The organism is Bacillus salipaludis (assembly GCF_004358205.1).
On record NZ_SMYO01000009.1, the window covers coordinates 162,469 to 188,879 of the forward strand.

Annotated in this window: 25 protein-coding genes and 4 pseudogenes; 7 read left to right on the forward strand and 22 right to left on the reverse strand. The window is 37.8% G+C overall.

Going from position 1 to position 26,411, the window contains the following annotated elements; translation table 11 throughout:
• Window positions 1-69: 69 nt before the first annotated feature.
• On the reverse strand, window positions 70-549 hold the full coding sequence (locus tag E2K98_RS31760) for a DUF3574 domain-containing protein (RefSeq protein ID WP_235824871.1): 480 nt from the start codon (window positions 547-549) through the stop codon (window positions 70-72).
• A gap of 824 nt (window positions 550-1,373) precedes the next feature.
• Between E2K98_RS31760 and E2K98_RS19600 the strand changes: the two genes are divergently transcribed.
• Window positions 1,374-2,294, forward strand: coding sequence for a hypothetical protein (locus tag E2K98_RS19600; protein WP_133337066.1), 921 nt, complete (start codon window positions 1,374-1,376; stop codon window positions 2,292-2,294).
• 5 nt (window positions 2,295-2,299) lie between these two features.
• Window positions 2,300-3,037 (forward strand): SH3 domain-containing protein, encoded by a 738-nt coding sequence (locus E2K98_RS19605; protein WP_133337068.1) that lies wholly within the window; start codon window positions 2,300-2,302, stop codon window positions 3,035-3,037.
• 399 nt (window positions 3,038-3,436) lie between these two features.
• Here the strand turns inward: E2K98_RS19605 and E2K98_RS19610 are convergent, their stop codons facing one another.
• From E2K98_RS19610 to E2K98_RS19620, 3 genes and pseudogenes are all read right to left on the reverse strand, one after another.
• Entirely contained in the window at window positions 3,437-3,787 is a 351-nt protein-coding gene (locus E2K98_RS19610) for a VOC family protein (protein WP_133337070.1), read from the reverse strand.
• 386 nt (window positions 3,788-4,173) lie between these two features.
• A complete protein-coding gene (locus E2K98_RS19615) occupies window positions 4,174-5,067 on the reverse strand; it encodes a mechanosensitive ion channel family protein (protein WP_133337072.1) in 894 nt (297 codons plus the stop codon).
• Between the two features lie 61 nt (window positions 5,068-5,128).
• Window positions 5,129-5,735 (reverse strand): annotated as a pseudogene (locus tag E2K98_RS19620) (DedA family protein).
• A 69-nt stretch (window positions 5,736-5,804) separates the two neighbouring features.
• Between E2K98_RS19620 and E2K98_RS19625 the strand changes: the two are divergent.
• Window positions 5,805-6,133: pseudogene (locus tag E2K98_RS19625) on the forward strand (SDR family oxidoreductase); the annotation flags it as partial.
• A gap of 217 nt (window positions 6,134-6,350) precedes the next feature.
• Here the strand turns inward: E2K98_RS19625 and E2K98_RS19630 are convergent.
• From E2K98_RS19630 to E2K98_RS19685, 12 genes and pseudogenes are all read right to left on the reverse strand, one after another.
• Window positions 6,351-6,569 carry a helix-turn-helix domain-containing protein gene (locus E2K98_RS19630; protein ID WP_133337074.1) on the reverse strand — a complete coding sequence of 73 codons (219 nt, stop codon included), beginning with the start codon at window positions 6,567-6,569 and terminating at the stop codon, window positions 6,351-6,353.
• 11 nt (window positions 6,570-6,580) lie between these two features.
• Window positions 6,581-7,066 carry a DUF2975 domain-containing protein gene (locus E2K98_RS19635; protein ID WP_133337076.1) on the reverse strand — a complete coding sequence of 162 codons (486 nt, stop codon included), beginning with the start codon at window positions 7,064-7,066 and terminating at the stop codon, window positions 6,581-6,583.
• A 724-nt stretch (window positions 7,067-7,790) separates the two neighbouring features.
• Window positions 7,791-9,248 (reverse strand): annotated as a pseudogene (locus E2K98_RS19640) (alpha-amylase).
• A 110-nt stretch (window positions 9,249-9,358) separates the two neighbouring features.
• The gene (locus E2K98_RS19645; protein ID WP_133337078.1) at window positions 9,359-9,598 is read right to left on the reverse strand and encodes a hypothetical protein; all 240 of its coding nucleotides are present in this window, start codon (window positions 9,596-9,598) and stop codon (window positions 9,359-9,361) included.
• 215 nt (window positions 9,599-9,813) lie between these two features.
• Entirely contained in the window at window positions 9,814-10,650 is an 837-nt protein-coding gene (locus tag E2K98_RS19650; RefSeq protein ID WP_133337080.1) for an STAS domain-containing protein, read from the reverse strand.
• 221 nt (window positions 10,651-10,871) lie between these two features.
• Window positions 10,872-11,693: an STAS domain-containing protein gene (locus E2K98_RS19655; RefSeq protein ID WP_133337082.1), complete on the reverse strand. Its 822-nt coding sequence runs from the start codon at window positions 11,691-11,693 to the stop codon at window positions 10,872-10,874.
• Between the two features lie 115 nt (window positions 11,694-11,808).
• Window positions 11,809-12,408, reverse strand: a complete 600-nt coding sequence (locus E2K98_RS19660) for a PP2C family serine/threonine-protein phosphatase (RefSeq protein WP_133337084.1) — start codon at window positions 12,406-12,408, stop codon at window positions 11,809-11,811.
• Between the two features lie 53 nt (window positions 12,409-12,461).
• Window positions 12,462-13,469, reverse strand: coding sequence for a PP2C family protein-serine/threonine phosphatase (locus tag E2K98_RS19665; RefSeq protein WP_133337086.1), 1,008 nt, complete (start codon window positions 13,467-13,469; stop codon window positions 12,462-12,464).
• A 10-nt stretch (window positions 13,470-13,479) separates the two neighbouring features.
• Complete coding sequence (locus E2K98_RS19670) at window positions 13,480-13,881, reverse strand: anti-sigma regulatory factor (protein ID WP_026572865.1); 402 nt, start codon at window positions 13,879-13,881, stop codon at window positions 13,480-13,482.
• Between the two features lie 2 nt (window positions 13,882-13,883).
• On the reverse strand, window positions 13,884-14,246 hold the full coding sequence (locus tag E2K98_RS19675; RefSeq protein WP_133337088.1) for an STAS domain-containing protein: 363 nt from the start codon (window positions 14,244-14,246) through the stop codon (window positions 13,884-13,886).
• 2 nt (window positions 14,247-14,248) lie between these two features.
• Window positions 14,249-15,052 (reverse strand): STAS domain-containing protein, encoded by an 804-nt coding sequence (locus tag E2K98_RS19680; RefSeq protein ID WP_133337090.1) that lies wholly within the window; start codon window positions 15,050-15,052, stop codon window positions 14,249-14,251.
• 402 nt (window positions 15,053-15,454) lie between these two features.
• Window positions 15,455-17,239 carry a S9 family peptidase gene (locus E2K98_RS19685; RefSeq protein WP_133337092.1) on the reverse strand — a complete coding sequence of 595 codons (1,785 nt, stop codon included), beginning with the start codon at window positions 17,237-17,239 and terminating at the stop codon, window positions 15,455-15,457.
• Between the two features lie 377 nt (window positions 17,240-17,616).
• Between E2K98_RS19685 and E2K98_RS19690 the strand changes: the two genes are divergently transcribed.
• The 4 genes from E2K98_RS19690 (at window position 17,617) to E2K98_RS19705 (ending at window position 20,578) form a co-directional block, all read left to right on the forward strand.
• A complete protein-coding gene (locus E2K98_RS19690; protein ID WP_133337094.1) occupies window positions 17,617-18,345 on the forward strand; it encodes an amino acid ABC transporter ATP-binding protein in 729 nt (242 codons plus the stop codon).
• An 18-nt stretch (window positions 18,346-18,363) separates the two neighbouring features.
• The gene (locus tag E2K98_RS19695) at window positions 18,364-19,170 is read left to right on the forward strand and encodes a transporter substrate-binding domain-containing protein (RefSeq protein ID WP_133337096.1); all 807 of its coding nucleotides are present in this window, start codon (window positions 18,364-18,366) and stop codon (window positions 19,168-19,170) included.
• Window positions 19,171-19,263: 93 nt separating this feature from the next.
• Window positions 19,264-19,911, forward strand: a complete 648-nt coding sequence (locus E2K98_RS19700; protein ID WP_208025393.1) for an amino acid ABC transporter permease — start codon at window positions 19,264-19,266, stop codon at window positions 19,909-19,911.
• 40 nt (window positions 19,912-19,951) lie between these two features.
• A complete protein-coding gene (locus tag E2K98_RS19705) occupies window positions 19,952-20,578 on the forward strand; it encodes an amino acid ABC transporter permease (RefSeq protein WP_372512766.1) in 627 nt (208 codons plus the stop codon).
• Window positions 20,579-21,055: 477 nt separating this feature from the next.
• Here the strand turns inward: E2K98_RS19705 and E2K98_RS19710 are convergent.
• The 6 genes and pseudogenes from E2K98_RS19710 to E2K98_RS19735 all read right to left on the reverse strand — a co-directional run.
• Window positions 21,056-21,543, reverse strand: a pseudogene (locus tag E2K98_RS19710) (SDR family oxidoreductase); the annotation flags it as partial.
• Between the two features lie 381 nt (window positions 21,544-21,924).
• Entirely contained in the window at window positions 21,925-22,767 is an 843-nt protein-coding gene (locus tag E2K98_RS19715; RefSeq protein WP_133337100.1) for a phosphoenolpyruvate hydrolase family protein, read from the reverse strand.
• Window positions 22,754-23,995, reverse strand: a complete 1,242-nt coding sequence (locus E2K98_RS19720; protein WP_133337102.1) for a Tm-1-like ATP-binding domain-containing protein — start codon at window positions 23,993-23,995, stop codon at window positions 22,754-22,756. Before E2K98_RS19720 ends, E2K98_RS19715 begins: the two co-directional genes overlap by 14 nt.
• On the reverse strand, window positions 23,988-24,902 hold the full coding sequence (locus E2K98_RS19725) for a sugar phosphate isomerase/epimerase family protein (protein WP_133337103.1): 915 nt from the start codon (window positions 24,900-24,902) through the stop codon (window positions 23,988-23,990). The genes E2K98_RS19720 and E2K98_RS19725 overlap by 8 nt, the downstream gene beginning before the upstream one ends.
• A gap of 14 nt (window positions 24,903-24,916) precedes the next feature.
• Entirely contained in the window at window positions 24,917-26,002 is a 1,086-nt protein-coding gene (locus E2K98_RS19730; RefSeq protein WP_133337105.1) for a Gfo/Idh/MocA family protein, read from the reverse strand.
• Between the two features lie 32 nt (window positions 26,003-26,034).
• A complete protein-coding gene (locus E2K98_RS19735; RefSeq protein ID WP_133337107.1) occupies window positions 26,035-26,391 on the reverse strand; it encodes a cupin domain-containing protein in 357 nt (118 codons plus the stop codon).
• Window positions 26,392-26,411 lie beyond the last annotated feature (20 nt).

The following is a 26,411-nucleotide window of genomic DNA, read 5'->3' on the forward strand; positions in this document are numbered from 1 at the left end:
GTTTAATTCTAGTAGAAAGATAACTTACAAATAAATAACTCTCCCATTAATGGAAGAGCTATTTTTCAATTATTCTACGAAATACATTTTTCCATTGACTTCTACGGAGACAGTAGATTGATGTAACTCCTCCTTAATTTGTTTTGCGTAATTTGCAACATCATCAATTTTTGAGTTATTTAATTTTTGTGCAAAACTATACACAATCGTAACCTTTTCTTTAATCAGATTTCCCTTATCATCAACCCAAGCCCCATTTCCATCAACAGATGTAGCACCTCCAAACATAATAGAAAAGTGAGACATGGCATTATCTACCCATTTGTTATGCTCGTCTGTAGAAATCGGGTCACTCCCATTTGTAGACGGTATGTAGATTTTAACAATATTATCTAAATGGAATTCTCCTTCTAATGCATTAGATGTTGTTTGGGCTTCAATAAGTTTTGGTTTGGTGAATGCATTCCCCATTGGAGATAAATAAGCAAATGTTGCCACAAATATAAATGTTATTATCATTAATACTGTCTTGTTTTTTATTACTTTCAATCCTATCACCCCGTTATACCCTTTTACCAAATTGTACCTTGAATGTAAAAATATTAAAACGGTTTTTTTTGTCTTTTGTTGACTTTGTTTGTCTTTTAATTTGATTCTATTATTTGGTCAAAAAAATACACCTCCAATTGCTAGTTGTAACGAACAATTGGGGTTCAGCTTCTTAGGACCTTTATGAATATCCGGCTAATAAGATGATTGATTTAATTGTTTGATGAATTCTCTTATAAAGCCTCGCAGGTCTGGTCATGCATGACCGGATACTAGGTTTCCTTCTACGCGGAGATAATTTTCAATATATTTTTCCCCCGCTGCTTCTACGTCTAGTTTATAGGCAATATGGGCAGTCAACTCACGGCGCTCCAATTTCTAAAAACTCGTATCTCCAGTAATCCAACAAAAATATGTTTCAATATCGTCTAATTTCACTGGCCCGATAATCTGGTCTTTTTTAGGCTCTAGCCCAAACTACAGGAAAATTGTACCATTCCCTTTAAATTTAGTTAAGTCTTATATAAAAAATATGAAAAAGTTTAATAATAAAGGTTCGTAGAATTGTAAAAATATAGAAAACAATTAATACACATTAAAAGAATTAGTTCTTAAATCACAGAATATAAAAATACCACAAGAACCGTACCAAGGTCCTTTGTTAAGAAACTGTCAATGTCAATAAAAAGGAGTAAGACTGTGAGGGGATATGTAAAAACCTTTATCAAAAGATATGGGGATTTTTCTTGCGATTGTCTGCATAGAATGTAGACAAGGGTGAGTGATCTCTCAATGAAAATAGTGAAATTGGAGGGAATGACCTAATGCAATTTATTGAAGATGTTAAAGACGTGAAATTTAGTTTTTGGGATAAACCGCCGGCGTCGTCTATGGCTTATGCATTTGTTTATGTAAATAAGAACAATGAATACTATGCCGTTAAAAATGGTGAACGTTTGTCACGCAGTGAATTACGGATCGGTAAATATAATAGGGTTTATACCGTCAATATGCAGCAGCAAACCATCACTTATAATGAGGAGGTCCCTTCGGCAACAAGAGGAAGAAGGTTTTCTGTCAATTTATTTATCGATATCGGAGTCGAACATCCGGAACGCTTGGTTCAACAAAATGCAGGAGAGTTTCGCACCATGATTAATAATAATCTGCCCTTCTGGGTAGAATCAGAAGCAAGGTTTTTTCCTATTGAAGAGGAACTGAGATTTGCCCGGCATATTGAAGAATTTTTTCAGACCTCGCCATTAGTCAAGGTGTTAAAAGAGGCTGGAATCGTTGTTCGAAATACTCGTGTTTTAATCCGGCAAGGTATTCGCGATCAGCGCCATGATGAGACGATCGCTGATTTAGATAGGAACGCAGAACTATCTGCCTATCAAGAAGCTCATGACTTGGAGGAAGCGCGCCGGATTTCTGCCTCGATTAAAGAAGCACTTGAAGAAGGTGATTTTATCACGGCTGGGAAACTGGGAGAAAAAAATGAAATGGCTAAGCGGTTGGTAGAATCAGAGTTTATCCAAAATCAAACCTTTAAATACGAAGTAAACAAACAACTTTTAAACTTGATCAACGATCACACGATTGACCAGTTCCAGGCAGAACAAAGATTAGCCAAACTAAAGAAACTATTCCCCTATCTTCCCATAGAACTGGAAAAAGCAAATGGACAAAAACAGATTTCTAGTCCAAGGAGAGGACTTCCATCCTATTTAAATAAAGGAGAGTAGTGACTGTGGAATCCATTATAAATCAGCTGTTTTGGTTGTGGGCACCGGTTTCTCTCCTTCCGGAATGGCTCCGTATATTTTTGGTTCTCTTTGTGCTCCTGCTGCTCGCAAGAACGATTTTGTTGTACATTGTTCCTCACTTGGTCAACTTGATGTGCAGGTTGTTGAAAAAAATGCTATATCTCCTTTCTTATCCCATCATGGCAGGAATTTGCACAATCCTAAAAAGGCGGAGAGAAGCAAGAAAAACGGACATTCCTTTTTGGGTTGATATCATTGAAGGAATGTTTGCCTTGTTCGATCGATTTTTCAACAAAATGATTCAGCTTTTCAGGAAACGGAAAAGGAATAAAGCAAGGATTAAAAGATGGTCCTTCTATTTTGCCACAGCTTTAGCGATATTGCTGTCTGCAGCAACCATGAACAATCCAAATGAATGGTATACACAAAAATGGAAAAATGCTGAGGCCTGGTTAAATCAAGAACCTGTTCAAAAACAAGTATTCAGTTCGGCGTCTCCTGAAACAAAAGAATTCATATTAAATAGAAAATATAAAGATGGTGGAAATATTCGAGTAGCTCCCGCACTAACCGCGGATCGGCTATATACGATTGATAATGGGGAAATCATACACTTTTTGAATGAAGAACAAGTAGATTCCAAAGGAATTAAGTGGCTAAAAGTTCAAACCGCTAACGGGATCAAAGGCTGGATCTCGGCCAGCATTGTGAGGGAAAAATAATAAATTGTGAGGAATATTTATCTCTTATTGTCGCAATGAATTGGTGGCACACTCCTAATCAGAAAGGGATGCTGAATGAACAGTTTTTTAAATTAATGATTACGATTGCTTTTTCTATTTTAATCCTACCCATACTGTCATTTAACCATAAAAAATAATCCATCCTTGGGTTTATTAGCGGCTCAGGTGGATTATTTCTCACTAGGCGATCCCCTTTGATTTGGAAACATTGTACACCCGGGAAACTACAAATGGATTTTTAGTTTCCTTCTTTAGTTTACTCATATGATGCTTAGTATTCCAAGGTAAACATGCATAATAGTCAAAACGAATGTTTCAATTGAAAATACAATTTTATTCTTAGGCTTGCCATCGGTCAGGGTGTAGATAAATGCTTTATTAAAGATTTTCAAATGAGAGTACCTCAACAGTAAATCCACCCGGTGCTTGAACATAAAATGTCCACCCGTGTGCCCTTTGAGGAGGTTTAACATCAAAGCCATCATCCTTCAACCGTTGATAAATCTTGTTCACTTGATCATCATTGGGCTGGATAAAACCGATATGAAAGGTCTTTGGATAGCTTGCTTGACTGCCTTTCATCAAGGAAAGCACTAACCCATGATCGTCATTCAGTAAAGCAAACGAATCATTGCGTGTATGCTTTATTTGCAGATCGAAATATTTCTCCAAGAACTCTTTTGCCAATTTTACATCGGTCACGGTCAAATTGAGATGGTTTAGTTTCATCAGTTTCCCCTTCCTTTACTTCAACATTATTTGGCTAACCTTTTTCCAAAAATATTTATGTATAATCTAATTTTTTCATGCCTTATTTTCACTTTTTATGATGAATCTTACCTCATTGAACCCTATTTCATCATATAAAAAGGAAGGCTATAAAAGGTTATTTAGGTCAATTAATTACCAAAAAATAAAAAACTGACTTAAAAGCATCGTCATTCAACGACCTTCTAAGTCAGCCTTCGTTTTATTATTCAATCATTTCGGTTGTATTCTATGTAATAGCCCACACAATTTCACTAATGATGGCTGCTGGGTTCCCGCCCTGACCCGGATCGGCTTGAGACCACGCAGCATAAACCGACCTAGGCTTTCCAATCAGCGAGTTTTCTCTACCTGCTTCGTGAAGGCTGCTCTTCGAGAATCTCCTGTAATTTATCAGTATGAACGAACATGTTCGCAGTGGGCATTTCTACTTGATTCTTATGGAAAAAAGACATTAGTTCAAACCTAAGTTGCCTGGAAGTTTCAAAATATTCGTCAGGTCTCACCATGCCTACAATACAAAATTCGTACCCAACATATTTGATGTTTGGATTTAAGTCCGTAATACCAATATATTGAAATGGTTCAACAGCCCCGTTCTCTAGTCTAAATAAGTTTTGTTCAAATTTTTCATTGCAGATTTCACATACTTTTTCTAATAATTCCTTTATTCTTTTAGGATCTTCCTGATAACTTACTGTGATCCGTTCAATAACACGCATCCAGCCTTTATTAAAATTTTGTATAGTTCTAATCTCTCCATGTGGGATTGTAAGTAGTTTTCCCGACCATTCACGAATTTGCATAAAACGAATACTGATTTCCTCAATGGTACCTGAGATTGTTCCGTTGAAAGTAACAAAATCACCGACACGAAACTCTTTGTCCGTTAATCTCGCGAACCCTAATATAACGTCTTTTAGCATCTGTTGTGCAGCAAAACCGACGACGACTCCGGCAATACCTGCTCCTGCAAGAATTCCTTTTATGTCTACAAATTGACTAATTAGATAAATAAAAAGGCTGATCGCAATTCCATACCTAAAAATTGATCGAATTACACTTTGAATCGTTTGTTCAACTTCTTCATCAAAAAAATTTGACTTCCTAAAGAACCAATCTAAAATACGGTTTGTGACAAAGGAAAAGGTCAAAAGAACCAAAGCAAATAGTGTAAATCTTAAAAGTAAAAATTTCCTTATATAATTAAAAAATTCCTCAGTAAAAGTTAATAAATCCATCCATCCACTTCCTTAACAGGGAAAATTCCATGCTCCAAAGAAAAAAATCGTACAACACATACTATTTTTCTTTTCTTTCCTTAATATACCAACCTACTAGCGCTATAAACAGAATAATAATAATTAGGTACATCACATTGGAAAATCTATTCATAAAGTACACTACGTTTTCCCAATTAGCTCCCAATCTAGCTCCAAGATTAACTAGAAGGGTATTCCAAACAAGGGTCCCAATTGTTGAAAATATTAAAAATAACCAGAAGTTCATCTTTGCCATTCCAGCTGGTATATAAATTAAGTTTTGAATAAGGGGAATTAACCGACAGAATAATACTGTCCAACTTCCATATTGATCAAACCACGAATCTGCACGATTTATATCTTCTTTTGTTAACCGTAATATACGTCCATAGCGTTCGATGATTTTTTCTAATCTTTTTACATTTAATAGCAAACCGAGACAATATAAACAAATTGCTCCCAAAATCGAACCTATCGTTGATGAGATAACAACACCTGTAACACTAAGATTGTTCCGTAAGTCATATAGCCGCCAAAAGTAAGGATTAATTCTGAAGGTATAGGGGGGAAAACATTTTCTAATGCAATTAAAAAAAGATTCCAAAATATCCATATTGCTCTATTATATCTTTAATCAAGGACTCCATAGTTTCCTCCAGTATCTGGATCCGGTTATTTACGATTTTTGAGGAAAAGCCGGCTTACCCGCCCAGAATTCGGTTACAGCTTATGAGGGCAACGAACAGTTAATCGATTATTCATCTACGAAAGGGGCCATCGTCTCCTTTACTCGTTCATTGGCCAATCTCTTGTTAAAAAAGGAATACGAGTAAATGGTGTAGCCCCTGGGCCGATATGGACCCCTTTTATCCCATCCACCTTTCCCGAAGAAAAGGTTCAAAACTTTGGAAGAAACACTCCAATGGGCCGTCCGGGCCAATCGGAAGAACTGGCTCCAAGTTACGTTTTACTTGCTTCCAACGATGCCTCCTATATGACAGGACAAATCATTCATATTAATGTCGGGCAATTTATTACCAGTTAAGAATGACAAGAACACTTAACAAAAACACCTTTTGGAATACTCTAACGGGTTCCCTTTTTAAGGTGCAAACATTACACATCATATTTTTTGTCACTAATTTCTGCAATTGATGGAATTCTCTGAGCTAAAAACATCAATAAACGCAAATAAGGGATAGCTTAATGGCTATCCCTTAAATTATCGTCTCCCATTAGTTAAATAAATTTGTTATCTGTTTTTATTGAGTGTCTTCATCGCTTTTGTACTCCAAAATATCACCTGGCTGACAATCCAAAGTCCTACATATCGCTTCTAATGTTGAAAAACGAACCGCTTTTGCTTTCCCATTTTTCAGAATGGACAGATTCGCCATAGTAATTCCAACCCTATTCGAAAGCTCCGTTACGCTCATTTTCCGTTTTGCTAACATCACATCAATATTAATAATAATTGGCATATCCCTCCACCTCAGACCGTCAAATCATTTTCTGATTTTATGTTAATCGCTTCTTGTAGAAGCCGTTGGAGGATAGCAGCAAAAACGGCGATAATCAACGAAGCAAAAATGATAATGAGTCCCATTAGTCCAATAGGAGGGTCAACTTTCTTCGCTATAAAATGAAAGAGTGGCAAACCTAATACATACAAACCACTGATTGTAATCGCACAGCACTTTATGTTCCTTAACGCCTTTACAGATAATTCCGAGAACGCTGTGTTCTCGTCAATGTACCGTAAAAGATTGAAAGCCTGATAGAGAGCAAAGTAAAAAGGCACAGCCGCTCCATACATCACGATGAAAACGAGAGATTTCATTGGGGCAATATTTGGATACAATTTAGCTGCGAAATTCGCCATATGGGGGACTAAAAATATACATAAGGCAAGAACGAGGATTCCAATAATAAAAACAGTTACTTTTAAAAAGAGTGTCGTAACTTGAATTTGTTTCATAAAAGCACCTCACATAATTAAATACAAATTCATTTTAAATTATAATTTATCGATTTGCAATAAATTAATATCGTTTATTATTATAACCGCAGGGCATGGAATAATTAATGGAGGGTGTGTGAATTTTTTGTGATTTAGTGTGTGGATTATGTTGGATTTAGTTTTTTTGGGTACCTTACACGGGCACGTATACACATTCAGGATTAGGGGGCTGAGGAGACAGACCTCGCAGATGCTTTAACCTTCCCCCTCAACACATCTAATTGAGGTTTACTTGTTTTTTAAAACATAGGAAGTCTTATCCTTCATTTAGTAACCAGTGATCTTTAAAATAAGAGGAGATTTTCCGATTAAGCAAAGCAAAATTACCCATTTTCGCGTTTTTTCCGTAAATAGTCGGAATTTTTCCGCCTATTTACGGAATTTTCAGTGCTTTTTCTTAATTAACAGAAATTTTTCCGCTTATTTATCAAACTCGCTTTAACATCTAATGAACTTTTATAACTTACGGGTGGTTTCGTGAAAAAAGGAAAATTAAAATAATGCTTTTCTCCTCTAAGCATTTTTGACAATGAAATATACTGTGAGGTTTATGTGATTTACTATTTGATTTTGTCAGCGATTACCGTTTTGCACCCCACAAGGAAACCCGTAAGGATACGCTGAAGGTGTTTTTTTTTGTGGGGATTAATAATATAACCAGAATACAAAAACTCTCATCCTATCATTCATGCTGCTGTGCCCATACGGATACACTTCCTCCATTCACCGGGAAAGATGCAAATCCATCCTCTTCAATCGTAAGCTCTTCATCTCTTGTTCCCGTAACGTCTACCCAAACTTCTCCTGCACGCTCTTTACCTACAAACATTCTTTTTTCTCCCCCACCACTGTTGGAGATTAGGACTGCACAGCCAGACCGCTCAACTTCCTTCACCCCTCTTCGAACCCAACCAATTAGATTTGCGTTATCAAAATAATCATCTTGTTCTCCATATGCCTTATGGTACCGGGCATATACAAGAGGATCAATCGCTTCTTTTTTTCCTTCAATCGGATTTTCCCCGCCAATGCCAAAATAATCGCCATAAAAGACACAGGGAAAACCATCCTTTCGGAGTAAGATAAGAGCATAAGCGATTTGTTTAAACCAGTCATCTACCCAAGATTCAAGAGACTGATTTGGTTGTGTATCATGATTATCGACAAATGTTACTGCATGAGTCGGGTTGGTGCTCACGAGCGTTTCATTGAAAATGGTCGTTAAATCAAAATCAGCCCCCGCTATTGACGCTTCATGTAATTTATAATGGAGCGGGACGTCAAATAAATCGATCGTATAATCGACATCCTCTAAAACTTGCTGACAATCTGAGAGATTACGGTTCCAATACTCAGCAACCATATAAAAGTTTTTACCAAGATCCACACGTACCTCTTCAACAAAACTTTTAATAAAATCATAATTAATATGTTTAATCGCGTCTAATCTATAACCGTTGCAATGTAAGGTATTGGCCAGCCATTTCCCCCAATGGATCATTTCTTCTCTTACATCTGGATGATTATAGTCAATATCCGCAAACATTAAAAAATCATAATTGCCAAATTGATCATCTACCTTGTCACTCCACGTTTTGTTCTCTCCAACGATTCGGTAAATGCCCGATTTATCCTGTTTAGCGTCATAGTCTATCCCAATAAAATGCTCGAAATTCCATTTAAAAGAGGAATACTTGTCCCTTCGTCCTGGGAAAGTGAATTTTGTCCATCCCTCTATCTCAAATGGCTCGGAAATTTCTTTCGTTCGATCTTGTGGATTGACTTCAACGACTTTAAATACTTCAGTATCATCTGCTCCTGCTTTATGATTCATAACGATGTCTGCAATCATTTTTATTCCTAAATTATGACAGGCTGCAACAGCATCTGCTAATTCTTGTTTTGTTCCATATTTTGTACGGATTGCTCCTTTTTGATTAAATTCACCAAGATCATATAAGTCATATACAGCATAACCAACATCCTCTGCTGATTTCCCTTTTGTAACGGGTGGAATTCACAGCGAATCAATTCCTATCTCTTTTAATTGTGGTGCAGCTTCTTTTAATTGATTCCAATGAGTACCCTCCGGTTTTATATGCCATTCAAAGAATTGCATCATCGTATGATTTCTTTCCATTCTCGGTTACCTCCTTCAGCTCCCCTTTTGTTCTATGTATCTATCTTTTTCATGGACTAAAACAGCGAGAGACTTGTCATGTCTCTCGCTCATTTATTTGAACAAGCCCATTAACTCCGCTCGCTGCTTAAAGATTCGATATTATAACCAGATGTACCATTTTGTTTTTCGCTTTCTCGCGAACCATTCTGTTCTAGCGAATCCTTAACATCCCTTTCAGTGCGATCTTGCGCGGGATCATCATCGTTTTTGCCTTTCTCAACTTCTCTATCATTGAGATAATAAGGGGCTAGTCCCACTCTATGACCAGCATCTTCCATATTCTTTTGCCCATATTTATTTTTATCCATGTTCCTCTCCTCCTCTTTTTTAAAAAAATGGTGCTGTTCCATTCTAGCTTTCAACTGAATTTGCAGCTGCTTATTTCTTTGGTACCCTTGGTATTTTAACTACCCCTTTCCAGGAGACCTAAACACTTTTTGCCGATTTATACATAAAAAACTGACTTAAACGAGCCGTCATTCAACGACCTTTTAAGTCAGTTCTTTAAAAAAAATGTATCTGATTACACTAAACCTTTAATGGCTCGTTTAAGTGTAGAAACAATCGGGATTTTATTAAAATCAATTCCAAGTTGAACAGCAGTCTTTGCGATTTCAGGTCTAATTCCTGAAAGGGTACTGTCAACGTTTATTAAACTCAGTGCTTTAATCAATTGATAAATTTGTAAGGCAACCATGGTATCAACTTTCACTACCCCTGATAGATCAATCAAAAGGTGATGAATGTTAAGTTTCGTACATTGTTTTAAGGTATTTTCAAGGAGAAACTTTGCCCTTTCACGATCAATATCACCGATCAACGGAAGTAAAGCAACGTTGTCATTTAAACAAATGACTGGAGAACTAAGTTCATTTATTAATTCTTGTTGGGATTTCAGTTTTAACTCTGCATATTGATAGCTTTCTTGTGTAAACCATGCGATGATCAGATTGAAATTCTTCACAATGGTACGATTCCAAGTATTTATATTTTCATCAGAATATTCATGTTCGTGTAGCTGAATAAATTCTTGAACTAAGTCTAAGTATTGCTCTTGGACTCTAAAAAATTCCCTTAAAATAAATGGGATAGGCGTCCTTAAATGTTGTTCGTCCCTTGCAACAGTCATGACCCATTCTTCAAACTCTTGGTAGAATTGTTCATTAGAGATTTCTTCATTAAATGCATTGCAAAATTGCAAATGAAACTCATAGTTTTGCTGTTTGAGTGTGTTAATTACCTTAGGATCTTGGGAAGCATATACTCCGGATGCGTTGCTTTTATCCAAGGAATCATACCATTGTTCTGTTAACTTCCATGTTTTCCTTAATAGAAAATGATATAACTCATTATTTTTCATACGATCCCACCTCCCACTAATTGTTATCAATTTTAAAGCCATAATAATATTTTAAAAAACGGCTTGTTAAAGGCCGATATTAATTTTGAAAAACGTTGATTGGAGCGGAAATCAACAACTAAGTTTAACAGAGCTAAACAAATAAAAAGTACCCTTCGTACCAACCAGAACGAGGGGTTACTTTTTAGCATTACGATTGATTCATTCAAAAAAAGTGAAGGTTAAGCAAGATGTTCATTTAGTGTTTGTTGTAACGTTGCTTTTGTTTCTGTTAGACCTTTAAGGTCAATTCCTAAATTAACCATTTGCCTAACTAGCTCAGGGCGTAATCCCGTTATGACTGATTTAGCCCCCATCAAGTTTATGCCAATCAATACTTTTTGAAAATGGGAAATCGTCATTTCGTCCATATCCGATATTCCAGAAAGATCAATAATCAAGGTAAGAATCTTTAACCTCGCGATCTCCTTTAGAATTTTTTCTTCAATAATATCCATTCGATACGAATCAAACTGACCAATCAACGGCAGCACAGCTACAGTTGGACTGACTGGTATGATTGGAGCCGATAAATGTTCAACTAATTTCCTTTGAGAAAGAATTAATTCATCCTTATACTGGGAATAGCTAATGAAAAAGGTATTTAAAAATTCATCAATCCCATCATTTACACTCTTTTCCAATTCAAAAAAAACGCCAGCATGATTAAAATTCTTTTTTTCTTGATCATAAAGCTCGATGAAATACCATAAGGTACGTCTTATTGCATGTACCCATTCTAGTTTGAACTCTAAAGTTAATGAATGTTTCGCCCAGGCGACTCCTTCTTGTTTGGCAAATGAAATGAGTTCATCGATTGAATTTTCCACAACGTAAAGAACGACTCTTTGAGCATTTTTCAAAAGATCAATGTTTCCGGCTTTTAAAATTCCCTCTATATTAGAAGCAACATTTACCGCCTCCGATAAAAGCCTTTCCTGAAATTTCACATTATTCGCGATAATATATTCTGAGATATTTCTTGTGTCATAAAAGGTATTCAAAGTTAGTCCTCCTTATGTAAAAGTATCATTTTGAAGCTCCCCAAAACGATTTCATTCATGATCAAAATGATCCTTCTTCAAAAAAACGTACTCATGCATATGGGGATCTGTATTGTTAAAACAGTTGACCGATCACATAGGTCAAGTCATCTTTCCTGGTTTGTGTATAGCTCTCTAAATGATTCGAAATTTCATCAATCGTCCTAAAGTTGCTTATTAATGATTTAATACCTGGAATGAGAAGACCGTCAGTATGTATGATAAATTTCGAACCTTCTTCATAAGAAAAAGTTTCACATTGATACTTTTGCGGCTTTCCTGATAAAAACCCCATAACTGGAATCGGATAAATGAATCGGCCAGAGGGGCTATGGAGAATAAATTCAATATTTCCCACCGAGCCATAAGTGAATTTCTTTTGTGAAAAATCTATCTTTAAAATGGATACGGTTGCACCTCTTCTATCTTTAAGAACATGATTGCAATAGTCGATTAATCTTTCTACCTCTTCTTCATGGTGTTGTTCCACCACTTCACAAATCGCCTTTGATGAGGCATGAGCATGCTGTCCGCTCCCTAAACCGTCAGCAACCGCGCAAATAAAGTATTCATCGATTGCTTTCATAAAGAAACTATCTCCATTAACGTCGTTGCCCTTTTTTTGAATTTGATAGGCAATGGCCTTCATATACTGATTGAATTCACGCTCTATCATTTTTTCACCCGAGAATCTTTTCTACTTTTAAATTCATTCATATTTCTCCTTACCTATTGCTTTCTTCTTAAAATAATTAAGGTAAAATCATCCCTTAACTCAAAATTCTGCATTCTCTCAATATCATGATAGATGTTTTCCACCATTTCTTGGGAGGATAAATGCATATAGGTTTGAATTAAATCAGTGATCGCCGAGCGTTCGATAAACCCCTCGTCTGTCTTTGATTCCGTCACACCATCCGAGAGTAAAACAAGCATATCACCCGGTTCTACCCTTTTTTCATATTGCTTATATGTAACATCCTGATCTACCCCTAACACGATACCCTCTGTTATTAGATCTTCAAAGGTATCTGTTAATGAATGATAATAGAATCCTTGTTCATGCCCAGCTGCAGCATATGTAAATAAATGCTTAACGGAATCATAGATTCCATAAAACATCGTAATAAACATACTTGAGCCGACATTTCCTTCTACGACTTTATTTAAATATTCTAGAACATCTTTTGGAATTTTTGTGGACTCCGATAAACTGTCCATTGCATATTTGATCATGGACATACAAAGAGCGGCGGGTATTCCTTTGCCAATGATATCAGCAATGGCAATACTAATCCTTTCTCTCTCATGAACAAATTGGTGAAAATCTCCATTCATTTTCTTTGCCGGAACGCTAATAGCACCTATATCTAGTTCATCATGATCTGGGACTGGCGTTTCTAAAAGGTTTTCTTGAATGCTTGCAGCAGTCTCAATTTCTGAAATGATTTCAAACTGTCGATTTCTTAAGCTTTGATGTTCTTGATAGGCTAAGCCATAGTCCATCATAAACTCCATAAGAAAATCAAAAGAGGATAGAATTTCCTTTTGAATATCAGGAAATAAATCCTTTAATACATTACAATGGATATGGATGATTTCTTCAGGCGATACCTTATGTTCAATTGATTTCCTGCTAAACATTTGGCCTTGGTACAATGCCACTTCACTTGATTCTTCTATGTATCTTCGGAGCATTTCCCGATAACTTGCTTCTAAAATCGCTTTAAAATCCATTCTCTCACTCCTAACGCAGCCACTTCTCCACCTGGATCGTCGTACCTTTTCCGGGTGACGAGATGAGATCAAAGTTGTCCATTAAACGTCTCACTCCCGGTAACCCAGCTCCTAAGCCTCCTGATGTGGAATATCCATCCTCCATCACTTTTCGAATATCCCGAATACCTGGCCCCTGATCCATGGCAGTCACTTTTAAACCGATTCTTCCAAATTTACGGAGACATTCAATATGGATTTCTCCTTCTCCCGCATATAAATAGATGTTTCGTGCTAACTCAGAAATCGCTGTTGTGATCCTTGCCTGATCAACTGTTCCAAATCCAAGCTCTTTGGCAATATTTCTTCCTAGTTGCCTAGCTTCAACGATATCCCATTCTGATATTATTTTTACATAGGATTCGTTCTCCATGCTCACTCCTCCAACTCCCGCTGTAATCTTTCTAACCCCTTTTCTAAATCCAATGCTGTACGGACATCTTGAAGGTGTATTCCGAGTTCAACTAGTGTAATCGCTACAGCCGGTTGAATACCGGTCAAAACGACTCTTGCTCCCATCAGTTTAGACATGTTAATGACATCACCGAGCACTTTTGCAATAAACGAATCGATCATATCGACAGATGTTAAATCGATTACGACACCATCTGCGTCGGTTTCATGTATTTTTTGAAGCAAATTTTCTTGGAACTGTAATGCCGTTTGATCATCTAGCTCCCACTGAATGGAAACAAGCAGGCAATTATATAATTTTAGAATTGGTATATTGACAGCCATTCTTAATCCTCCATTGATACGATTTTTCGATTGGTCATTTCTAATGCGGCTAAAATCCCCTTTTGCAGGCTGCTTTTTGTCATAACCTGATCTAAGTTAATTCCTAAAGTAACAATCGTTTGGGCAATCTCTGCTCTTATCCCTACTATAATACATTGTGCACCTACTAATCTTACTGCTTCCGAAGCTTGTATAATATGGTGGGCCACCATCGTATCGACAACAGGGACTCCTGTTATATCAATTAACACCACTTGTGATCGAAACTTGACAACACCTTCCAGCAAATTCTCCATAATCTTTTTCGCTCGCTCTGTATCTATTGTTCCTACAAGAGGCATGACGGAAATATTATCAAAAACGGGAATGAGCGGTGCGGATAACTCTTGCAGGGCAATTTTCTGCTGAGAGACCGTTTTTTGCCAAGAGGATGCGTATTGGTTAAACAATCGGTTGTTAATCGGACTAATCCGCTGATCATAACCCCAAACAAACTCAACTTGTTTCTTTTCTGAAGCGTTCCCAGTGATATGAAAGAAAATAATCTTTCCGAATTCAGAGACACTATCTATAATAGAAGTTAATGTCCAGCCAAATTCTACTAATCTCTGAGCAAACACAGCTATTTTCCCTTCTTCTTCGTTCATGGAATGAGATAGCAGTATATTAATATATTCATTACAAAAACTCGCATAATTTTGGTCCGTTTTTTCTTCACCCAGGCTGACGAGTTTATCTTTCCACTCTTTAACCAGTTGGTCTCGATTTGTTCGTATGTATTCAACAATATAATCTAGCTGCTCCATGATAATCCCTCCTAAACCTATACATTTAGTATATCATATATTCAATAATCCCAAAAAACAGATAAATCCTGCCGGTTCTAACTGAAAATGAGCTTGCACAATCTTGTGCAAGCTCTGTCTGTTTTCTGAGGTATTTTCTGCAGTTTTCAAAAAGTCCATCGATTATACCTCCCTCAATTGTTGCGACCTTGATTATGATTTACCCCCTTTTCAATCGTTTAAACCTTTTTTAACATTTTTTTCTCGAAATTTTTGTAGCTTAATAGAAACTACATCCAAGTTTTATATTTTTTTTGATTGAATTGGTGGTTTTATGCTCCCTTTTTCCGCTCATAAAACAAGCTAAATAAGGAGAGTAGATTCAAATGGGAATCTGCACTCTCCTTATTTAAAGCTGAGAAATCACTCACCAATATGCCGAATGAGAAATTGTACCATTTCTTTATAGGCAGTACTTTTATTTTTAAGTTTTTCGAATTTATGGCCTTCATCTTCAAACCGAATAAATTCAACTTGGTGATTTCGATCCTTTAATTTCGTCACCATTTGCTCGGATTCTTTTATATGGACACGGGGATCATTTTCCCCATGGAGAACCATTAGCGGGCAAGTGATTCGATCTGTATGATTCAATGGATCAATTCTATCAAAAAATTTTCCGTCTCTTTCTATTGTTCCATATTCAGCCTCCCTCTGCTTCTTACGCCAGGGGCTTGTTGTTTCGAGGAATGTTCTAAGACTTGACATTCCTACAATATCAATGGCAGCAGACCAATACTGAGGAAAATGGCTAATGGCAGCAAGAACCAAAAACCCGCCATAGCTGCCGCCCATTATGGCAATTCTTTCAAAATCTATGTTTCGATTTGTCTTTAGCCACTTAACTATATAAACCAGATCCGTTACAGCATCCATTCTTTTTTGGACATCATCAAGATGGGTGTACGTCTTTCCGTAGCCTGTACTGCCCCTGAAGTTTGGTACACAAACAGCAAACCCTAGATTTAATAGGTATTGATGGATCGAGTTATAAACAGCACGGCTTTGGCTCTCTGGCCCCCCGTGAAGATAAAGAACAACAGGCAGTTTTTTAGTGATATTTTTTGGTTGGTAGTAAAATGCTGGAATCTGAAGTTTATCAAAAGAGTGAAAGGTTATGATTTCCGGTTCGATCAACTTATCCTTGAGAACTGGTGATCGGGAAACATATGTAAGCCTCTCAGCTTGTATGCTCTTAAGATCCAGTTCCCATATTTCGGGTGGATAGGCTGGACCATTAAATTCATAGGCCAGTTTTTGATTATCAGGGGAAAATTTCATTTTTGATATCACACCAACTGGTGTCTTCCATGAATAAAGTTCGCTTGTGTTTAAGTCTAAAATGATCCCTTTGGAAATTCCCCCTTCATTTATCGTATAGGCAAGCTTTTCTTTATCATGACTCATTTCTAGATTTTCATAATCCCACTCTCCAAGCTCCATCCAATCGAAATATTTTGTTTTTAAGTTAATACAGGCAAGCCCAAAGAATTCTCTATCTTTATTGGATAATAAATAGAGATGAGTTCCGTCCTTATTAAAATGGGCATCTATAAAGCTTGCTTCTCCTGAATGGTTTGTTAACCAGTTCACGCTCCCAGTTGAAAGGTCAAGTATACCCAAATCATTATCAAGAGGTGCATTTATTTTCTCAATTAATAGCGAATTTCCATCTGGGGCCCATGTAAGGGATGCAAATAGCCCATTATCCGAATAAGCAAGACGGATTTCTAGCGTTTCCAGATTTTGAATGTATAGATCAAAATAAGCTGGATGCCGACGATTACTAGACCAAGCAATCCATTTTCCATCAGGGGAGCTTCCGCCATAACGATGGATATGTTCTGGTGAATTTGTCAGCTCTATTAGTTTATTATCTTTCTTTAGTAAGTGTAATTGCTCATTTTCATTTCCCTTCATATCCATCCCAATAATTACATTAGATGTACCGGTTACATACTTAATAAGGGTTATTCTATCCTGTGTAAAAGAGACTTGGGCAGGCCAGCCTTCACCTCGATTTAGCTCCCATACTTGAGGTACACCCGTATAATCAGCAATAAAGCGTAACTTGTTACCACCAGGAGCGTATTCTGGATTTTTCGCAGTACGCACATGTAAATACGGGTCTAAACTTACGACATCCATAAAATCCCCCTTCCTGTATAAAATCAAAATCGTTCTTTACAATTGAGAGCTGTTGAAAGTTCAAATTAAATTAAACATGATAAAACTCTCCAATCCATTTTATTTAATCAAAGGGGAATTATGCTAAATTGGCCCATACTTGATACTCATTTATACTACTCTACTTATTGGAGTAAGAAATGTATGTCTTATACAGTAAATCGGAGTAATACTTAGGTAATCTATACTAGATTACCTAGTCTACTATTTTATAATCCTAAAAAAACAAGTAAATGGTCCTGGTTTATTAAAACAAATTAGGAATATACTTTAAATGATTCTAAAATTTACCAAAAGTATTTTACATAACTTTGAGGTATTGGATCAGGAGGTTAAGAATGATTGAATTTAAACAAGTAAATAAGTTTTATGGTGATTTTCATGTCTTAAAAGATATTAATCTCACAATCAATCCAGGTGAAGTTGTAGTCGTAATAGGTCCCTCCGGTTCAGGGAAAAGTACTTTGCTGCGCTGTATTAATCGTCTGGAATCAATCTCTGACGGTACACTCACCGTAAATGGGATATCTGTAGGAGATAAAAAAACAGATATCAATAAACTAAGGCGTAATATTGGAATGGTGTTTCAGCACTTTAACTTATATCCCCACAAAACGGTGCATGAAAATATAACTCTTGCTCCTATGAAAGTATTGAACCTAACCGAAAAAGAAGCGAAGAATACAGCAAAACACTATCTCGATAAGGTAGGGATATTAGATAAAGCCGCTTCTTATCCTTCTCAGCTTTCCGGGGGCCAGCAGCAGCGTGTTGCCATTGCCCGCGGCCTTGCAATGAAACCAGAAATCATGCTTTTCGATGAACCGACCTCGGCACTTGATCCCGAGATGATTGGGGAGGTTCTAGATGTTATGAAGGCCCTTGCCAAGGAAGGCATGACGATGGTCGTAGTCACTCACGAAATGGGCTTTGCCAGAGAGGTGGCCGACCGAATCGTATTTATGAATGAAGGACAAATATTAGAAGAAGCAGTTCCGGCTGATTTTTATGAGAACCCACGTGAAGAACGGGCTCGCTTATTTCTCAGCCGTATATTAAATCATTAATTAATAGGGGGAAAGGAAATGTTCAAAACAAAAAATTTATTAAAAATGGTGGTCGTATCAACAATGGCTGCCCTGCTTCTTGCCGGCTGCGGCGGGGACAAGGACTCGAAAGGCAGCAGCAAGGATGTACTTGCCAAGATTAAGGAAGATAAAAAAATCGTATTTGGAGTTAAATATGACACGCGTTTATTTGGATTGAAAAATCCTTCAACGGGTAAGGTAGAAGGTTTCGATATTGATCTCTCCAAAGCTCTTACAGAAGAAATGTTTGGAAAGGATGTTAAACCTGAGTATGTAGAGGTTACATCGAAAACAAGGGTTGGACTCCTTAATAATGGCAAGGTTGATGCCGTTGTCGCGACAATGACCATCACGGATGAACGAAAAAAAGAAGTAGACTTTACGGATGTTTATTTTGATGCGGGACAATCTTTGCTTGTGAAAAAAGGCAGCAAGATTCATAGCATTGCAGACTTGAAAAAAGGGACGAAAGTGCTTGCAGTTAAAGGCTCCACATCGACGATCAATATTCGTGAAAAAGCCCCTGAAACAACAGTCCTAGAATTCGAAAACTATGCGGAGGCCTTTACAGCCTTAAAGGCGGGTAAGGGTGATGCCTTGACCACAGATGATTCAATCCTTTATGGAATGGCAGAAGAAGATCCATCTTATGAACTGGTTGGTGGAACGTTCACGGAAGAACCTTATGGTATCGCTGTTAAAAAAGGCAATAAAGATCTTGTCGATGCGTTGAATAAAGCATTAAAAAGCCTGAAGGATTCAGGAAAGTACGATGAAATAAAGAATAAATGGATAAAAAAATAATCCCTTTTTAACAGGTTTCAAGTCAGGATGGGCAGTTGTAAGTTTGTACGTTTACAATCCAGCTCATCCTGATTCATTAGGAGGAGATCGCTTGTGGATTTCTCGATTTTAACCATTAATATCGATTCATTTTTGCAAGGATTAAAAATAACCCTAATTGCTAGTTTAATTGCATTACTATGCAGCTTCCTTTTGGGAACAATGATTGCAGTGATGCGAATTGGCCCCTTTAAACTACTAAACTGGCTCGGTACGTCCTATGTTGAATTTTTCCGTAATATACCGGTACTCGTTATCATCTTTTTCACCTACTTGGTTGGAAACTTTGGCGGGATGGTGGCAGGAACAATAGGATTGACCATTTATACGGCGTCTTTCATTGCCGAAGCCATCCGTGCTGGAATTTTGTCGGTTCCAAAAGGCCAAATGGAGGCGGCCCGCTCGACTGGGTTGAGTTACGGCCAGGCAATGAGAATGGTTATCCTACCCCAGGCGATTAAAATTGTCATCCCTCCTCTCGGCAATCAATTTATCAATTTAGTTAAAAATTCATCATTGTTAGCCGTCGTCGCTGGCGGGGATTTAATGTATCAGGGGGACTTAATTTCAGCAAAAACCTACGTAACCTTTGATACCTATGTGTTTGTTGCCCTATTTTATTTATTGTTAACCATTCCTTTAAGCCTTGGTGTAGGGTATTTAGAAAAACGCATGGCTCGCAGTCATGTAGGAGGTGCATAAAAGGGTGGATTTTCTGGCACCGTTCACTGAAGTATATACACTGGACAATTTTAAATTTTTATTGGAAGGATTTGGGGTCACTCTTAAGGTCGCGGCCATTTCGATTGTCCTCAGTTTTGTTATTGGCGGTCTTATTGGCACCCTCAGATATGCGCGGATTCCCGTTGTTTCACCCGTTCTTGCTTTCATTGTCGAGACGATTCGTAACCTTCCCTTGCTGCTGATCATTTTCTTTACCTATTTTGCATTGCCCGAAATCGGAATTGAGATGGAAATAACCACTGCAGCGATCGCAGCATTGACCGTTTTTGAATCGGCCATGCTGTCAGAAATTATCCGAAGCGGATTAAACTCTATCGAAAAAGGCCAGATTGAAGCAGGACGTTCGTCCGGACTGACCTATATCCAGACATTACGCTATATCATCATGCCCCAGGCTTTGAGACGAATGGTTCCCCCTATTGTCAGTCAATTTATTTCTCTGCTTAAAGATACATCCCTGGCAGTCGTCATTGCCCTGCCGGATTTATTACACAACGGACAAATTATTTACGCCCAAAAAGGATCGTATGTGATACCTGTTTTTATCATTTTGGCGTTGATGTACTTTATTGTAAATTATGCTTTGTCACTCATTGCACGAAGGTTAGAAGTAAAACAGACTTAAAAAATCCGGCTTCTCTTTTTGGCCGGATTTTTTTCTTGAAAGGTATCTTCCGGTGTTTTTGCAATTAAAAAATGCTATTTACTTTCCTGTTTTTATTTTTACTAAAAAGCTCTGTTAAACTTAGTTGTTGATTTCCACTCCAGGATGCTCGCTTTCCGCGGGGCGGGCGGTAAGCCTCCTCGGCGCTTAAGCGCCTGTGGGGTCTACCTGTCCCGCTGCTCCCGCAGGACACTGAATTTCTTCCTTGAATCCACCCACGCACGAAGGAAATGCGTTAGCATTTTCGAGGAGTCTCGCACCTTCCGCTCCAATCAACGCTGTTCAAAAAATCAACATTGTTCTTTAACACAGCCTTTCACTAAAAAAGATTTCAAAGAAACTGGAGTGCCATGGGGACGGTTCTTGCGGCCACTTTTGAACTAAAAAAGCAACAAGAACTGTCCGCTAAGTTTCCCCTTGGTCCTTCCCTAGATGTTTTTAAGATGCAATCAATTGCCCGCCGTTGACATGAAGTGTTTGACCTGTTTCAAAAACGGGAATCATCAGAGGCTAGATAAACAAACGTTGGAGCAACCTCAAACGGCTGGCCTTGGCGCTTCATTGGGTTTTCTGCCAGTGCTACCTGATCAGCCGAAAAGCTGGCTGGTATGTGGGGTGTCCATATACGTCCAGGTGCAATAGCATTTACCCTTACCTTTGTCAATTAAATTTCGTGCTAATGCGCGTGTAAACGCAACGTTTGCCCCCTTTGTCGCCGAGTAATCCATCAATTGATCACTTCCATAATATGCGACAACCGAGGCAGTATTAATGATGGAGCTGCCTGCCTTTAAGTAAGGGAGGGCGGCACGAGTTGTATAAAAATGGGAGTAGATATTTACCTTAAATGTATCATCAAACTGCTCATCCGTAATATCAAGCAGGCTTAATTGCTGAAACTGGATGCCGACATGATTACAAAGTAATCATATTATTTCAGTCGGGAAGTCATGCTCTTGTTAGTAGAACATTCTGATAAAAAGGTAAAACTGATATACAATGCGAATCCATATTCTTTTAAAATGCCAAAAATTGGACCGAGGCCGCCTTATTACTATAATCCGAGATATGAGCAGTATTATCCTATTATCTAAATCGAACTAAAATAAAAAGATACAAATTAAAGAGGGACAGATGACGCAATCATCTGTCCAATATTTCTTCTATGAATTTTAGTTTCCTACAAGTTGCAGAGGTCTTTTCTTTCTTAAGTTATTTTATAAAAAAAGTCTCCTCCAATCTCTTTTCTTGCTTTTTAAATTGAATTATTAAAAACCAAAGCGACAGGTAACCCTGCCGCCTTTTTTTTATGAATAGATTTTATTTTTATTAATCTCCTTAAACTTCTTAACCTGCCCCGAAATAGCCAATTCAGTCGGAAGACGTTCAATACTGGAGGCTCCAAAAAATCCTGAAACACCTTTGGTTTTACTTAAAACATATTCGGCATCTTCTGGTTCGGAGATAGGACCACCGTGACACAAAACAATAATATTTGGATTCACTCTCTTACCTGCATCATGAATCCGCTGTACCAGATTGACGGCACCATCAATATCGATAGCAGTTTTCGCACCAATGGCCCCTTTTGTTGTTAAACCGACATGGGCTACTAATATATCAGCGCCTGCCTCTGCCATTTTCACAGCATCATCTTCATTAAAAACATATGGGGAAGTCACTAATCCCAGAGCATGCGCCTTTTTAATCATTTCCACTTCCAGATCATAGCCCATGCCGGTTTCCTCTAAGTTTTGGCGAAACTGCCCATCGCATAATCCTACAGTTGGGAAGTTTTGCACACCGGAAAATCCTAATTCCTTCAATTGTTTTAAAAAGTAATCCATGTCTCTAAATGGATCTGTGCCGCAAACCCCCGCCAAAACAGGGGTATTCTTCACAACCGGTAATACCTCATGTCCCATTTCTACCACAATCTGGTTGGCGTCTCCATATGGCATTAAGCCTGCTAATGAACCACGGCCAGCCATCCGATAGCGGCCTGAATTATAGATGATAATAAGATCAATTCTGCCCATTTCTGCACTTTTTGCCGATAAACCTGTTCCCGCACCCCCGCCGATAATGACTTGATTGTTTTCAATTTGTTTATTTAAACGAGATAATACTTCCTCTCTAGGAATTCGCATTTTTGACACCACCTATTTTTGTTTTTAGTAAATCCAATAATTGGTTAGCTATTAAACTAGAAACACGAGAATCATTGATATCCTCTTCCACTTCTAAAAATGTAATATGTGGTGCTAAGTTCTCTTTAATACCAGTATACAAAGCTTCCCTTTCTTCCATGCCATCAAATGGCTGACCAGCCCTGTCTAATAATGACACCCCGCCCTTTGGAAAGATAACAACTGTTGGTGAATGACTCTTACTTAATTTCCGTGCTAGTATTCCACCTAATAAATAGTTTTCTTCCACTGTTGTCCTCATAAGAGTAGTGGTGGGATTATGTTGATAGAATTTCCGATCTTTAAATTTTTCCGGTACTGTTTCAGAAGGACCGAAATTCACCATATCAAGGGCGCCTACTGAAACAACTTGAGGAATTCCCATAGCACCTGCTACTTCTAAACGCTGTTCACTTGAAGAAAAAATTCCGCCAACAAGTCCATCGGCCAACTCAGTAGTAGTAATATCAACCACACCCTGAATAAATCCATCGTTTATTAAATTTTCCATCGCATCCCCACCTGCTCCGGTAGCATGAAAGACAAGAACGTCAAAACCATTCTTTTCTAAAATTTCTCTCGTCTTGTTCACACATGGTGTGGTAACTCCAAACATGGTAGCCCCTATCATTGGCTTTTCTTCATTCACAGCAGTAATGGAATTTCCTTTTACCATCCCACTGAGGGCATTTGCAGCATTCCGAAGGATTCGGGCAGATAAACTATTAATTCCTGCAATATCTACAATCGAATACAACATCATAATATCTTTTTCACCAACATATGGTCTGGTGTTTCCTGAAGCAACAGTGGAAACAATAAGTTTTGGTATTCCAACCGGTACATTTTTCATGGCAGCTGCTCCAACAGTTGTTCCAGCCGTTCCTCCCATTCCAAAAACACCTGCAACACGGTCTTCATCTACTAATTTCTTTACAATTGCATTTGCTCCCTTTGTCATAACTGCAACCGCAAATCCACGATCTTCTTTATTCCTTAGTTCTTCAATTGAAGAACCTCCAGCTAATGCAACCTCTTTATTAAGAATGTCACCAACAGTAGAAGACTCATAAACACCAGTGTTGATTAGTAAGGTTTCGTGGCCCGATTCTTCAATAATCTCTTTTACATATAAAAATTCTTTTTCCTTCGTATCAAGTGAACCAACTAAAACAACTTTCTTACTCATGAGCTCCCTCCTTTTTTAGAACAATCTCGAAATATTCTTTGGTACGGCGAACAACTTCTACCTCACCGAGTTTATCTTGCTGGTAAAAGGACGGATAATGGGTGTCAATCGTTAAAATTGCCTGTGGGTCATATTCTGCAAGCGCCTTCATAATAGATTCATGATCAAAGTCATCTTTGCCTGCAATAGCAAAATTACCAAACAAGCCATATGGGTTTTCTTTTGTGATTGAATTTGATAAGCGTGAAGCTCCTTTTAAATGGGTTTGATAGATAGACCTTTTAATAGGTTCATATTTTTCCAAGGTTGGATATTCCCCTGCTCGCCAGCCATTGACAATATCCCAATTAATTTTTAAATGAGGATGATTTGTGTATTTCATCAGAATCCCTAATTCTTCACAATTACTCGTTAAGGTAGGGGGTTCATTTTCAACCAATAAGATTTTTCCTCGATTTTTTGCATGTTCTGCATGTCTTAGTAAAACTTCTGCATTATGTTTATACTGTCGTTGCTTTTCTTCATCCGATAATAGATTGAAATCCTCTTGGCGGTATAATGAATAAATTCTTATATACGAGGTATTAAATATATCAGCTAAATCAAATAATCGATTTAAAACGGTACTCATTTGTTTATGATGATTTTCGTCATCGTTCCGATAAGATGGTTCCCCGGAGAAGGTACATGGGTTGACAGACCAAGAACTTAAACAGCTAACCTTTAGATTTTCCTTTTCGATTTGTAAACTTAGTTTTCTAGCTTTATCTAAGGGAATATTATCGATTGTAGAACCGTCTAATTTTCCTCTTAAATCAATGTTGACAAACCCCAAATTCTTAACATGTTGAAGTGCCTCTTCAAATGACTCACAGCCTAACATATCCGTAAAAATACTCAAATTCATTTTTTACCCTCCTGTTATTCAATTGTGATCCATTTTCCAGAGCGATTATTTTTGTATGCCTCAAAGATTTTGGTTAAATGTAGAGAATCCTTTAATGTTGCCCGTTCAATTTTCCTGCCATTTAATACTGCATTGGAAAAGTGATTGACGCTTTGAACCATTCCCTGCAGAAATAGGTTTTTATTATAAATTTGCCCTAAAGAAAACTCCGGCTCCCAATGTACTGGACCATCCGTCGGATTATCACCAATAAAGGACGGGGCCTTCCCATATTCTCCACTGCCTTTTGATCCCTTATAGTAGGACAGCCTCATTCCGTTATCAATGACAACATTCTGCTTATTTCCTATCACTTCATATCTTTCAAGAGGACTCGTATCTGCTTGAGTGGAAGGTAGCTCCAGATTTCCAACCGCACCTGACTTAAATGAGAGAAGTGTCTGAACGTTTCCACTTGGTTGGTGCTCAATGAAAAGCATTTCCTTTACTTCACCCATGAGATAATGAATGCCGGACATTGGGTGACAGATATCTAAAAACCAATGTAAACCAGTTCGTTCGCAAAGCTCCTCTTGAAATGGGGACAAAGTAAGCGGGTATCTCCCTGATATGGATACCGGCTCTCCAAATAGCTCACTCTCAAGAATCTTTTTGGCTTTGACAAACGTTGGATAAAAATAACGTTTATTTGAAACAAGAACAAACTGACCTGTTTTTTCTTCTAACTCGATTAATTCTTCTGCTTCTCTCGCAGTATAGGAAACTGGCTTTTCGATCCATGCAGGCAGTCCCGCCTTCAAAATATCTGGAACAATTTTCGGATATAGAGGGTGACCATTTTGATCAAAATTTAAGACAACAAAAACAGCATCCAAATCTTCTTTTTTCAACATTTCTTTATAATCTGTATAAGCTTTTTCTGCTCCAAATCTTTTTTTATAGATTTCAGCTCGATCTTGGTTTAAATCACAAACAGCAACTAAGTCAACTGGTGCATAATCAAACGTTGGGTAAACATTTCGGAATGCATGGGCTCCGCATCCAATAAACCCAACCCTAATCTTATTGGAATACTCATAATTAAATTTAATTGGTTCCATTGTTTCTCCCCTCTTCACCCTTTATTAAACTATTATTCACCGATTGTCTGACGGGCTGGTGCTGAATAGGCGATGATCATTCTACAAGGTTCCCAGCTAGTAACAGTGGCATTATGTGGTACATTTCTCGGGATTCGCAACATCATTCCAGGCTTAAGATGATAGGTTTCGTCCCCAAGGGTATGATCACACTCTCCGGATAACACGAAGATTAATTCTTCACAATTTGGGTGGACGTGACGATCATTGGCTTCCCCGGCGTTTATATATACCATTCCAAATGTCATTTCACATTCTGGATCAATATCCTGGCCACAGAGCCATTGAATTCCGCCCCAATCCATTGGTAATAAGTGTTTTTCAGCATTCAAATCCGTAATTGTTGCCATTTAAAAATCTCTCCATTCCT